This is a genomic window from Phenylobacterium sp., from assembly GCF_030680185.1.
Taxonomy (GTDB): domain Bacteria; phylum Pseudomonadota; class Alphaproteobacteria; order Caulobacterales; family Caulobacteraceae; genus Phenylobacterium.
Genome location: NZ_JAUXVZ010000011.1, coordinates 105076 through 117258, shown reverse-complemented (window position 1 = coordinate 117258; position 12183 = coordinate 105076). Strand labels below are relative to the sequence as shown.

General features: G+C 68.4%; 12 protein-coding genes. 7 read left to right on the top strand and 5 right to left on the bottom strand.

All coding sequences use genetic code 11. From position 1 onward, the window contains the following. Positions 1–12: 12 nt before the first annotated feature. Complete coding sequence (locus Q8L83_RS02045; RefSeq protein ID WP_305284480.1) at positions 13–735, top strand: M23 family metallopeptidase; 723 nt, start codon at positions 13–15, stop codon at positions 733–735. Between the two features lie 78 nt (positions 736–813). Here the strand turns inward: Q8L83_RS02045 and ilvC are convergent, their stop codons facing one another. Next, entirely contained in the window at positions 814–1833 is a 1020-nt protein-coding gene (ilvC, locus tag Q8L83_RS02040) for a ketol-acid reductoisomerase (RefSeq protein ID WP_305284479.1), read from the bottom strand. A gap of 193 nt (positions 1834–2026) precedes the next feature. Here ilvC and Q8L83_RS02035 point away from each other — a divergent pair, with 193 nt between their 5' ends. The 5 genes from Q8L83_RS02035 (at position 2027) to Q8L83_RS02015 (ending at position 5713) form a co-directional block, all read left to right on the top strand. Then, positions 2027–2581, top strand: coding sequence for a DUF924 family protein (locus Q8L83_RS02035; protein ID WP_305284478.1), 555 nt, complete (start codon positions 2027–2029; stop codon positions 2579–2581). A gap of 108 nt (positions 2582–2689) precedes the next feature. Beyond that, on the top strand, positions 2690–3526 hold the full coding sequence (locus Q8L83_RS02030; protein WP_305284477.1) for a thymidylate synthase: 837 nt from the start codon (positions 2690–2692) through the stop codon (positions 3524–3526). A gap of 123 nt (positions 3527–3649) precedes the next feature. After that, the gene (locus tag Q8L83_RS02025; protein WP_305284476.1) at positions 3650–4054 is read left to right on the top strand and encodes a VOC family protein; all 405 of its coding nucleotides are present in this window, start codon (positions 3650–3652) and stop codon (positions 4052–4054) included. 152 nt (positions 4055–4206) lie between these two features. Next, positions 4207–4725 (top strand): dihydrofolate reductase, encoded by a 519-nt coding sequence (locus Q8L83_RS02020; protein ID WP_305284475.1) that lies wholly within the window; start codon positions 4207–4209, stop codon positions 4723–4725. A 76-nt stretch (positions 4726–4801) separates the two neighbouring features. Then, positions 4802–5713 carry an SMP-30/gluconolactonase/LRE family protein gene (locus tag Q8L83_RS02015; RefSeq protein WP_305284474.1) on the top strand — a complete coding sequence of 304 codons (912 nt, stop codon included), beginning with the start codon at positions 4802–4804 and terminating at the stop codon, positions 5711–5713. A 63-nt stretch (positions 5714–5776) separates the two neighbouring features. Here Q8L83_RS02015 and Q8L83_RS02010 read toward each other — a convergent pair whose 3' ends face one another. From Q8L83_RS02010 to Q8L83_RS01995, 4 genes are all read right to left on the bottom strand, one after another. Beyond that, a complete protein-coding gene (locus Q8L83_RS02010; RefSeq protein WP_305284473.1) occupies positions 5777–6877 on the bottom strand; it encodes an NADH:flavin oxidoreductase in 1101 nt (366 codons plus the stop codon). A 160-nt stretch (positions 6878–7037) separates the two neighbouring features. After that, a complete protein-coding gene (locus Q8L83_RS02005) occupies positions 7038–7328 on the bottom strand; it encodes a putative quinol monooxygenase (RefSeq protein WP_300575319.1) in 291 nt (96 codons plus the stop codon). 94 nt (positions 7329–7422) lie between these two features. Then, the gene (locus Q8L83_RS02000) at positions 7423–7722 is read right to left on the bottom strand and encodes a hypothetical protein (protein WP_305284472.1); all 300 of its coding nucleotides are present in this window, start codon (positions 7720–7722) and stop codon (positions 7423–7425) included. Between the two features lie 99 nt (positions 7723–7821). Beyond that, positions 7822–8514 carry a DnaJ family molecular chaperone gene (locus Q8L83_RS01995; RefSeq protein WP_305284471.1) on the bottom strand — a complete coding sequence of 231 codons (693 nt, stop codon included), beginning with the start codon at positions 8512–8514 and terminating at the stop codon, positions 7822–7824. 74 nt (positions 8515–8588) lie between these two features. On the opposite strand from Q8L83_RS01995, the gene Q8L83_RS01990 reads away from it, so the two are divergent. After that, the gene (locus Q8L83_RS01990; RefSeq protein ID WP_305284470.1) at positions 8589–12164 is read left to right on the top strand and encodes a hydantoinase B/oxoprolinase family protein; all 3576 of its coding nucleotides are present in this window, start codon (positions 8589–8591) and stop codon (positions 12162–12164) included. Positions 12165–12183 lie beyond the last annotated feature (19 nt).

Below are 12183 nucleotides of genomic sequence, written 5' to 3'. Positions count from 1 at the left end.
AGACCGAGACGTTTGAAGACGCTTGACCTGATGGTCGCCCGCATGGACGGGCGCTTCGTGGCCACCCGCCTGTTCGCCCTCACCGCCGCAACGCTCTGCGCCACCATGGCCACCAGCGCCATGGCCAACGCCGGCGGCATCGTTCAGAAACTGTCCCAGGCTCAGGCCACCGCGCCGCTCTTCGACGCCATGCGCGGGCCCCGCCCCGTCATCAAACCCGTGGTCACGCGCCAGCTTGTCTGGGAAGGGCGCGATGTGGACGGCGACGGCGCGGCCGACTTCATCAATCCCACGGGCCAGGCTCCGCGCACCTTCGACGCCTATGGCTCGGGCGCGTTCGGCGCCTCGCGAGATGGCGGCCACCGCCACCACGAGGGCGTCGACTACACCGCCGAGGCCGGCCAGACCATCAAGGCGCCCATCTCTGGCTATGTGACCAAGATCGGCGTGGCCTATGCCAGCGATCCTGGCCTGAAATTCGTCGAGATCACCAATCCGGCCCTCGGCTATGAGGCCCGCGTCTTCTACATCGATCCGGATGTGAAAGAGGGACAGGTGGTCGCCCTGGGCGCGCCCATCGGCAAGGCGCGCACCCTGCAGACCCGCTATCCCGGCGGCATGACCGATCACGTGCACCTGGAACTGGCCAGGACCAAGGCCCAGGCCAAAGAGCGTTTCGACGCGTCCGACGTGATCGTCGCCCGCTACAAGGCGGTCGAGACCACCGCCGACTAACGGCCCACGAAAAAGCCCTCTCCCGGAACGGAAGAGGGCTCTTCTCGATAAAGTCCAGGCCGTGGCCCGAGCCGGCGCTTAGTTCCGCGCGGTGTCCACCAGCTTGTTCTTGGTGATCCAGGGCATCATGGCGCGCAGGCGTTGGCCCACCTCCTCGATCTGATGCTCTGAACCGCGGCGGCGGGTGGCCTTGAAGCTCGGTTGGCCGACCATGTTCTCGGCCATGAAGTCCCGCACGAACTTGCCCGACTGGATGTCGTCCAGCACGCGCTTCATCTCGGCCTTGGTCTCGGGCGTGATGATGCGGGGGCCGGTGACGTACTCGCCGTACTCCGCGGTGTTGGAGATCGAGTAGTTCATGTTGGCGATGCCGCCCTCGTAGATGAGGTCGACGATCAGCTTCACCTCGTGGAGGCATTCGAAATAGGCCATTTCCGGCGCGTAGCCGGCCTCGACCAGGGTTTCGAAACCGGCGCGGATCAGCTCCACCAGACCGCCGCAGAGCACGGCCTGTTCGCCGAACAGATCGGTTTCGCACTCTTCGCGGAAGGTGGTCTCGATCACGCCAGAGCGACCGCCGCCAATGGCCGAGGCATAGGCCAGGCCGAAGTCCATGGCGTTGCCGGTCGGGTTCTGGTGGATGGCGATCAGGCAGGGCACGCCGCCGCCCTTCTGGTATTCGCCGCGCACCGTATGGCCGGGCCCCTTGGGCGCCACCATCAGCACGTCGATGGAGGTCTTGGGCTCGATCAGGTTGAAGTGCACGTTCAGACCGTGGGCGAACAGCAGGGCCGCGCCGTCACGGATATTGGGGGCGATCTCGTTATTGTAGATCTCGCGCTGCAGTTCGTCCGGCGCGAGAACCATCATGGCGTCGGCCCAGGCGGCGGCTTCGGCGACGGTCATGACCTTCAGGCCATCGGCTTCCACCTTCTTGGCGGTGGCCGAACCGGGGCGCAGGGCGACCACAACGTTCTTCACGCCGGAGTCGACGAGGTTCAGCGCGTGCGCGCGACCCTGGGAGCCATAGCCTACGATGGCGATCTTCTTGTCCAGGATGCGGGCGAGGTCGGCGTCGCGATCATAGTAGACGCGCATGATTGTTCTCCTGGGACAGGGTTCGACCACGGAACCGAGCAACGGCGCCGCGGCAAAGGCCGCGCTATCGACCGTTTTTTTGCGCAAAGGTCAAGCGGCGCAACGTCACGCGGGCGCTCTCTTTGCATCTTCAAGGCCGCTTGCGTCGAAAGCCCGGCGCACCGACACTCCCCAGCCACACTGGAGAAGCCCCATGGACGTGACAGCCAAACAGGTGGTCGACACCTGGCGGGAGGCCGGGCCGGCCAAGTGGTTCGCCAAGGACGAGGCCTTTGACCGGGCTCTGGCGCGCGACTTCGAGGCCGCTCACCACGCCGCCGCCCGGGGCGAGCTCGACGGCTGGGCCGAGGACGCCGTCGGCGCCCTGGCCCTGCTGATCCTCCTCGACCAGATCCCCCGCAACATCTTCCGGGACTCCGGCCACGCCTTCGCCACCGACGGCAAGGCGCGTCTCATCGCGCGGGCCGCCATTTCGGCCGGCCACGACCAGGCTGTCGAGGCGCAGCTGCGCCCGTTCTTCTATCTTCCCTATGAGCATTCCGAGGACATGGGAGACCAGGACGAGGCCGTGCGCCTGTGCGCCGCCCACCATGAGGCCGTCGGCGACGCCGACACCCTGAAGTGGGCCGAACTGCACCGGGACATCATCGTCCGCTTCGGGCGCTTCCCCCACCGCAACGCCGCCCTGGGTCGCCGCACGACCCCCAGCGAGCAGGCCTTCCTCGACGAGGGCGGCTTCGCGGGCTGAACGCGGCGAGGGAGCTGTGGATGGACGGAGGTCGGGCCTTGCCGTCCGGCCAGGCCTTGGGCGAATCATGGGAGGCTCGTCGTCTGACGCTGATCTGAAAGCTCGCCCGTGAACGCTCACGTCCCGCCGCCATCGTCCCGCGCCGATCATCCGGAGCGGCAGTATCTCGACCTGCTGGCCGACATCCTGGCGACCGGCGTCCAGCGGGGCGATCGGACGGGGACAGGTACGCTGGGCGTGTTCGGCCGCCAGATGCGGTTCGACCTGGCCCAGGGCTTTCCGCTGCTGACCACCAAGAAGCTGCACCGCAAGTCGATCATCCTGGAACTGCTGTGGTTCCTGCGCGGCGACACCAATGTCGGCTGGCTGCAGGAACGGGGCGTCAGTATCTGGGACGAATGGGCCAACGCCGACGGCGAGCTTGGCCCGGTCTATGGCAAGCAGTGGCGATCCTGGACCGCGCCGGACGGCCGGGTGATCGACCAGATGGCCAATGTGGTCGAGAGCCTGAAGACCACGCCGCACTCGCGCCGGCATATTGTCAGCGCCTGGAACCCGGCCGATGTGGACGACATGGCCCTGCCGCCCTGCCACTGCCTGTTCCAGTTCTTCGTGGCCGACGGCAAGCTGTCCTGCCAGCTCTACCAGCGTTCGGCCGACGTGTTCCTGGGCGTGCCGTTCAACATCGCCAGCTATGCCCTGCTGACCCAGATGGTGGCCAAGGTGACGGGGCTCGAGCCGGGGGAATTCGTCCACACACTCGGCGACGCCCACCTGTATCTGAACCACCTGGACCAGGCCCGCGAGCAGCTGACGCGGGAGCCCTACCCCTTCCCGACCCTGACCATCGCCGACAAACGCGACCTGTTTTCCTTCGACTACGAGGACTTCAAGGTCACCGGCTACAAGGCCCACGACAAGATCGCCGCGCCCATCGCCGTCTAGGTTCGGGTCTGGTCTGCGCGGTCCGGCCCACCCCGCTGCGGGCCCGACCGATATTATCAGGCGCACATGTCGGGTTCGGCGGACGCCGGACGTCCTCAGCACGAACCCTGTTGGAGACCCCCCATGCGCATGATCTTCGTCAACCTGCCCGTGCGCGACGTGGAAGCCTCAAAAGCCTTCTTCGCCGCCCTGGGATTCGGCCACAATCCGGATTTCAGCGATGAGACCGCTGCCTGCATCGTCATCGACGAGAACGTCTTCGTCATGGTCATGACCCACGACAAGTTCCGGACCTTCATCAAGGGCGAGATCAGCGACGCCCACAAGGCCACCGAGGTGCTGACCTGCCTGTCGGCCGACAGCCGTGAAGAGGTGGACAGCCTGCTGGCCAAGGCCATGGCCGCCGGCGGCAAGCCCTGGCTTCCGGCCATCGACATGGGGCCCATGTATGGCGTGAGCTTCCAGGACCCCGACGGCCACGTCTGGGAAGTCATGCATATGGACATGTCCGGCGAGGCGGCGGCCTGAGGCTTCCCTGCGGGCCAGGGGTCGGCGGGAGCGCGTTCCGTAAAAGTGGCGTCCGGCTTTTACGGATGAAACGCGCTCAAACTGTGGAGTCTAGAGCACGGTTCAACGATCAGACGGTTTCGTCGGATCGCATCATGCTCTAGGTCCGGTGCATGGCTCGCATCCTCCTCACCGCCGGTCCCATCGCCCGCGCCCGCAACGGCGTCATCGGCCGCGACGGGGGCCTGCCCTGGCGGCTGAAGACCGACCTGGTCAATTTCCGCGCCCTGACGCTCGGTAAGCCGGTGATCATGGGCCGCAAGACCTGGGACAGCCTGCCCAAGAAGCCCCTGCCCGGCCGCACCAACATCGTGCTCAGCCGCGACGGTTCGTTCGCGCCCCGGGACGCCCTGGTGTGCGAAGACTTCACTGAGGCGGTGCAGATTGGCCGGGAGATGGCCGAGGATGACGGGGCCGAGGAGGTCTGCGTGATCGGCGGCGCCTCCCTGTTCGCCCTGGCCCTGCCCCGCGCCCAGCGCATCTATCTGACCGAGGTGGAGGCCGAGGTGGAGGGCGACGTGGTCCTGGCCCCCTTCGACGAGGCCGCCTGGACCGAGGTCAGCGCCGTTCGCCATCCCGCCGGCGAGGACGACGAGTATCCGTTCGTGCTGCGGGTGCTCGAGCGCCGCTGAGGCCCTGGCAGCCCCCTGGTCCTTACGCCACGGCGCCGGCCATACTCTTCCTCAAACAGAAACGAGGAGGACGCTCATGGACATCGAACTGGTCTGCGAAGGCCTGGAATTTCCCGAAGGCCCGATCGCCATGGCCGACGGCTCGGTGGTGCTGACCGAGATCAAGGCCCAGCGCCTGTCGCGCATCACCCCTGACGGACGCCGCGAGACCCTGGTGGAGACCGGCGGCGGTCCCAATGGCGCGGCCATCGGCCCGGACGGGGCGATCTACATCACCAACAATGGCGGATCCTTCACCTGGCCGCAGCAGGACGGCCTGACCATCCCCGGCCCGACGCCGCCCAGCCATAAGGGCGGGATGATCCAGCGCTACGACCTGAAGACCGGCGAGCTCACCACCCTCTATGAGAGCTGTGACGGCCGCCCGTTCGTCGGCCCCAACGATCTGGTTTTCGACCGGCAGGGGGGCTTCTGGTTCAGCGATCACGGCTGCTCCACGCCCGAGGGCCGCAAGTACGGGGCGCTCTACTACGCCAAGGCCGACGGCAGCCACGTGACCCGGCTGCGGGACCATCTCATCTCGCCCAACGGGGTCGGCCTCTCCCCGGACGAAGACGTGGTCTATCTGGCCGACACCCAGCTTGGCCGGCTCTGGGCGTTCGATATCGAGGCCCCGGGCCTGCTCAAGGCGCAGGCGGGCTTCGGGCCTGGCCGGGTGGTGGCCAACCTGCCCGGCTACCAGTTGCTGGACAGCCTGGCGGTGGAGGCCGGCGGCAAGGTCTGCGTGGCGACCATCATCAATGGCGGCGTCACCGCCTTCGACCCCTCGGGGGAAACGGAGCACTTCGAAGTGCCCGACATGATCGTGACCAACATCTGCTTCGGCGGCGCCGACATGCGAGACGCCTGGATCACCGCCTCGTCCACCGGCAGGCTCTACAAAGCCCGCTGGCCCCGGCCGGGCCTCAAGCTCAACTACAACGCCTGATCATCGAGGTTCTGCAGACCCGGCGGCGAGCGCCGGGTCTGCGAACTTCAGCAAGGCGTGGCCTCAGTAGAGCTTGGCCATGGCGGCCCGCTCGAAGGGCGCCAGTTCGGCCGTGCGGCCTTCCTTGACCTTTCTCGCCCATTCCGGGTCCTGCAGCAGGGCGCGGCCGACGCCCACCAGATCGAACTCGTCCCGTTCCAGCCGATCGATGAGCTTGTCCAGCGAAGCCGGCTGCGAGCCCTCACCGGCGAAGGCGGCGATGAATTCCCCATCAAGGCCGACGGAGCCGACGGTGATGGTCGGCACGCCGGTCAGCTTCTTGGCCCAGCCGGCGAAATTCAGGTCGGAGCCTTCGAATTCCGGCTCCCAGAAGCGACGTTGCGAGCAGTGCAGCATGTCGGCGCCCGCCGCCGTCAGCGTGCCGAGCCAGGCCTCCATCTCCTTGGGATTGGCGGCCATCTTCACGTCGTAGTCCTGCTGCTTCCACTGGCTGATCCGGATGATCACCGGATAGTCCGGCCCCACCGCCTGGCGGACGGCGCGCAGGATGTCGGCGGCGAAGCGGGCGCGGCCGGGCAGGTCCTTGGCGCCATAGGCGTCCTCGCGGACGTTGGTGCCGTCCCAGAAGAACTGGTCGATCAGATAGCCGTGGGCGCCGTGCAGCTCGATGGCGTCGAAGCCCAGCGCCTTGGCGTCGGCGGCGGCCTGGGCGAAGGCGGCGATGGCGTCAGCCACCTCTTCGTCGGTCATCGCCTCGCCGAATTGTTTGCCGGGACGCGACAGGCCCGAGGGGCTGTCATAGGGGCCAGGCGGCGTCCATTCCGGATCACGGGTGCGCACGGCGCCCACGTGCCAGAGCTGGGGCGCCATCTTGCCGCCGACCTCATGGACGGAATCGATGACCCGCTTCCACGCGGCGAGCTCGGCCTCGCCATGGAAGCGCGGCACGTTCTTGTCATTGAGCGAGGCCGGGCGGTTGACCCCCGTGCCCTCGGAGATGATCAGACCGACATCGGCCTCGGCGCGACGGCGGTAGTACTGGGCGACCTCGTCCGTCGCCACCCCGCCCGGCGAGAAGGACCGCGTCATCGGCGCCATGACGATGCGGTTCTTGAGGTGCAGGCCCTTGTAGCTGAAGGGGCGGAAGAGGGCGTCGACGGCCATGGGAACTCCATTCAAACATTCGTTCGGACGGACCCTAAGGACATGTCGGCCCAGCCGTCACTGTAGAAATTCTGTCAGCGGCCCCAATCGAGGCTCAGACATGCGAAAGCCCGGGACCTCGCCTAAGGTCCCGGGCTCCGTCATCGCGCCATGAGGCGGCCTACTGGACCGCGTCGAGGTATTCGATTTCCGGACGGCCGGCGAGGCAGGGACCCATCTTCGGGCCGGCCGCCTTGAAATACTCGCTCTGGCCGTGGGCCTTCAGGGCGTCTTCGTTGGCGTAGAGTTCGAGCACCTTGTAGGTGCCCGGCTCGGTGCGGCTCTTGGTGAGCTGATAGGCCAGGCATCCCGGCTCGTTGGCCTTCACCTGAGCCATGAGGTCCTTGAAGACCGCCTCGAATTCGTCGCCCTTGCCGTCCTGGACCTTGAGGGTCGCCACTACGCCGATCATTCGCTTCGTCTCCCAACGATTGTTTGAATCGAGGGTAGAGGCCGGTCAGACGACCGGCAAGCGCCATAGCGTGCGAGCGGCTCAGAGAGGCGGCTTAGGCGCGCTCGTTCCAGCCGTAGGCGACCCAGCTGTGGCCGCCCAGATGGCGGGCTTCGATGATGCCGTCGTCTTCGGGGGCGCCCGACTTGCGGCGACCCAGACGGCTGGCGCGGACGGCCAGGGCCACGAGGGCCACCAGCGCGCTCAGGACCAGCCCGAAGACCACCACGGTGGCGGCGAAAACAAAGGCCAGGGCCACGCCCGCCACGACCGCGATGGCCGCTGCGATCGCGCCGCCGGCCGCGGTGAGGCGTTGAAGGGCCGACTTGCCGCCCTGGGGGTCCTGCTGAGCCATGGTCTCCTCTGGTCGCTCCATCTGGGGAGCTAACGAATATGTTCGCCTAACGCTCCCGAACGTCAATCTCCGAAGCGAAGGTGGCGAGAGGATGACGCCTTATGCGCCGACCAGCGCCATTTCCCGCCGCTCGCGCATCGCCGCCTCGAAGGCCGAATTGATCGCCTTGGCCTTGGCCTCGGCGACCTCGATGAATTCCTGGGGCAGGCCGCGGGATCTTGCGCGGTCCGGGTGGTTCTCGATCAGGGCGATCTTCCAGGCCGCGCGCAGCTGGTCGTCGCTGGCGTCGTGCGGCGCGCCCAGCACGGCATAGGGATCGTCTGCGCCCAGGCCGAGATGCGTCGCCTTCAGGCGTCGGAACACCAGTTCGGAAAAACCAAACAGTTCAGCCACGCGCTCGAGATAGGCGAGCTCATCATCGCTGACCGCCCCATCGGAGGCGGCGATGTGGAAGAGGCCGTCCAGCACGTCCTCCAGAATCTGCGGGCAGTTGCGATAGCGCCGCGACAGACGCCGCGCATAGCTCTCGAAACCGCGGGTGGTCTGGCGGGCCAGATTATAGAGGCGCCGGATGTTGGGCCGGGAGGCTTCGTCGGACTGGAAGACTTCGGAAAAGGCGTCGAACTCCGCGCGTCCCACCTCGCCATCGGCCCGCGCCAGCTTGGCGCCCAGGGCGGTGACGGCGGTCGAGAACGCGGGATCCTGCCCCGGCAGGCCGGCAGGGCAGTCGGGGCACTCTGCCGCGTCGGGGAGACGGACGGCAAGGCCAGCGATTTTGCGCCAGAAGCTCATTGGTCTAATGCCACAAGCCTTAGGAAGAAGGCGTCCTGATGACAACGCCAAACCAGCATGGGGCGGGTTAAGTTTTGGACAGACTCTGGAGCTTCTGGATCGATCGGGGCGGCACGTTCACCGATCTGATCGCCCGCCGGGACGATGGCGAGGTCCGTACGCTCAAGCTGTTGTCGACGTCAGGAGCCTATGCCGACGCCGCCGTCGAGGCCATGCGCCGGGTGTTGGGCGCCGAGGCGGGCGCGCCCTTCCCGGCCGATCAGGTCCGCGCCATCCGCATGGGCACGACGGTGGCGACCAACGCCCTGCTGGAACGTCGCGGGGCGCCGACCCTGTTCCTGACCACGCGGGGCTTCGGCGACGCCCTAGTTCTGGGAGACCAGACGCGGCCCGATCTCTTCGCCCTGAACATCGTGCGGCCCGAGCCCCTCTACGCCCTGGCCGTCGAGGTGACCGAGCGCCTCGACGCCGCGGGCGAGGTCGTCGTCCCCCTGGACGAGGATGAAGTCCGACAGGTCCTGGCCGAGGCGCGGGCGCAGGGCTGCGCCGCCGTGGCCATCGCCTTTTTGCATTCGGACCTCAATGGCGCCCACGAGGGCCGGGCAGGCGAACTCGCGGCCGCGGCGGGCTTCGACTTCGTCGCCCTCTCCCATGAGGTCTCGCCCCTGCCCCGCTTCCTGCCACGGGCCGAGACGACCGTGGCCGACGCCTATCTGACGCCGGTGCTGCAGGCCTATGTGCGCCAGGTGGCCGAGGCCGTGGCCGGCGCGCCGCTCTATTTCATGACTTCGGCCGGGGCGCTGGTTCCCGCCAGCGCCTTTCGCGGCCGCGACGCCGTCACCTCGGGACCCGCGGGCGGCGTGGTCGGCGTGGCCGCCACGGCGGAGGCGGCAGGGGCCAAGGCGGTGCTGGGCTTCGACATGGGCGGCACCTCCACCGATGTCTGCCGCTATGCCGGGCGCCTGGAGCGCCGCGACAAGGCCCAGGTGGCCGGCGTGCGCCTGCGCAGCCCGATGCTGGATGTGGAGACCGTGGCGGCGGGCGGCGGCTCGATCCTCACCTTTGACGGCCTGCGCGCCCGGGTGGGGCCGCACAGCGCCGGCGCCGATCCAGGACCGGCCGCCTATGGCCGCGGCGGGCCAGCGACCGTCACCGACGCCAACCTGGTGCTGGGTCGCCTGGACCCGCGGCGGTTTCCCGCCGTCTTCGGACCCGACAACGATGCGCCGCTTGATCCGGACGCCGCGCGCCGCCGCCTGGAAGACCTCGCCGTCGCCATGGGCGCCCCCAGCGCCGAGGCCGCCGCCGAGGGCTTCATCGCCATCGCCGTCGAGCAGATGGCCCTGGCGATCCGCCGCATCTCCACGGAGCGCGGCTTCGATCCGCGTGAGCATGGGCTGGTGGCCTTTGGCGGCGCCGCCGGCCAGGTTGCGTGCCAGACGGCGGAGGCCCTGGGCGTCACCCGCGTGCTCTGCCCCCGCTTCGGCAGCCTGCTGTCGGCCTACGGCATCGGCCAGGCCCAGGTCAGCGCCCTGCGGCAGGCCGGGCTGGAGACGCCGCTGGACGACGCCGGCCTTGCCGCCGCCGAGGCCTTGGCCGAACGCCTGAGCGCCCAGGCCGTCTCCGATCTTCAGGCGCAAGGCGCAGAGCACGGCGAGACGCGGGTGACCCTTCGCCTGCGCTATGATGGGGCGGACGCCGAACTGCCCGCGGCCCCCGGCCCGCCCGGGATCGTGCGCCAGACCTTCGAAGCCGCCCACCAGCGTCTGTTCGGCTTCATCGAGGCCGAACGCTCCATCCTGATCGCCAGCGTCGAAGCCGAGGCGACCGCCCGAGACTCCGACGCCGCCACCCTCGCCTCGGCTGACCTTGCCCCCAGGATCGGCGAGCCGGCGAGCCTGGCCGCCTTCGTCGTCGATGGCGCGCCGCAGCAGGTTCCCGTGATCGAGGCCGCCGCCCTCACCCGCCAGGACGGCCCGGCCCTGATCGTGCGCGATGACACCCAGATCGCCGTCCTGCCGGGCTGGCGGGCCATGGCGCGGGCTGACGGTCTGATCGAACTCGAACAGCAGGGGCGGGCGAACGCCGGCCGACCGCTGGCCGAGACCGACGAAGCCGACCCGATCACCCTCGAACTGTTCAACCGCCGCTTCATGGGCGTGGCCGAGGCCATGGGGGCGGCCCTGGAGCGGACGGCGCACTCGGTGAACATCAAGGAGCGGCTCGACTTCTCCTGCGCCCTGTTCGATCCCGAGGGCGGCCTGGTGGCCAACGCTCCGCACATGCCCGTCCATCTCGGCTCCATGGGCGCCAGCGTGCGGGCCGTGCGCGACCGTCATGCCGTGTTGCGCCCAGGCCAGGCCTTCGCCCTGAACAACCCCTATGCCGGGGGCACCCATCTGCCCGACATCACCGTGGTCATGCCGATCTTCGTCGGTGCGGACCAGGCGCCGAGCTTCTATGTGGCGGCCCGCGGCCATCATGCGGACATCGGCGGGATCCAGCCGGGCTCCATGCCGCCCTTCTCGCGCACCATCGCCGAGGAAGGCGTCTTGCTGGACGCCCTGCCGATCATGCAGGACGGCCAGTTCCTCGAGGCTGACGTCCGCGCCGCGCTTGCGGCCGGCCCCTGGCCAGCAAGGGCGCCGGACCGCAACATCGCCGACCTGAAGGCTCAGATCGCCGCCTGTCGCGCCGGGGGCGAGGCCGTCTCGGCGATGATCGAGGCCTTTGGGCCAGCCCTGGTGGTTCGCTATATGGGCTTCGTTCAGGAGAACGCTACAGCCGCCGTACGCCGGGCCCTGGGCCATCTCACCGACGGCCATGCCGACCTGCCCATGGACGGCGGCGGCCGGATCGTGGTGCGCACCTCGGTGGACGCTGCGTCAGGCTCGGCCACCCTGGATTTCCGCGACAGCGCCGACCAGCTGGGCACCAACTTCAACGCCCCGGCCTCCATCGTCGATGCGGCGGCCCTCTATGTCTTCCGCACCCTAGTGGATGACGACATTCCCCTTAACGCCGGCTGCCTGGCGCCCCTGGATATCCGCACCCGGCGAGGCTCCATGCTCGATCCCGCGCCAGGGGCCGCGGTGGTGGCCGGCAATGTGGAGACCAGCCAGCACGTGGTCGACGCCCTCTATGCCGCGCTCGGCGTCATGGCCTGCGCCCAGGGCAGCATGAACAACTTCACCTTCGGCGACGCGAGCCGGCAGTACTATGAGACCATCTGCGGCGGGGCCGGGGCGAGCGCCGATCACGACGGGGCCAGCGGCGTCCACACCCACATGACCAATTCCAGACTGACGGACCCCGAAATCCTCGAGCGCCGCTATCCGGTCCGTCTCGAGACCTTCGCCCTTCGCCCAGGCTCCGGGGGCGCGGGCGCCCACCGGGGCGGGGATGGCGTGGTCCGGCGGCTGCGGTTTCTCGGTCCCATGGAGGCCGCCCTGCTCTCGACCCGAAGGGCGAATGCGCCGCAGGGCCTCCAGGGCGGCGGCCCGGGCCAGCCTGGCCGGCAGGCTTTGATCACTGCGGCGGGCGAGGTAAAGGACTTGCCGGGCTGTTTTTCCATTCAGGTCATGCCCGGCGACGCCATCGAAATCCAGACTCCCGGGGGCGGGGGATACGGACCGGCGCCGACCGATTGACCCAAGATCTTCCGAGGTG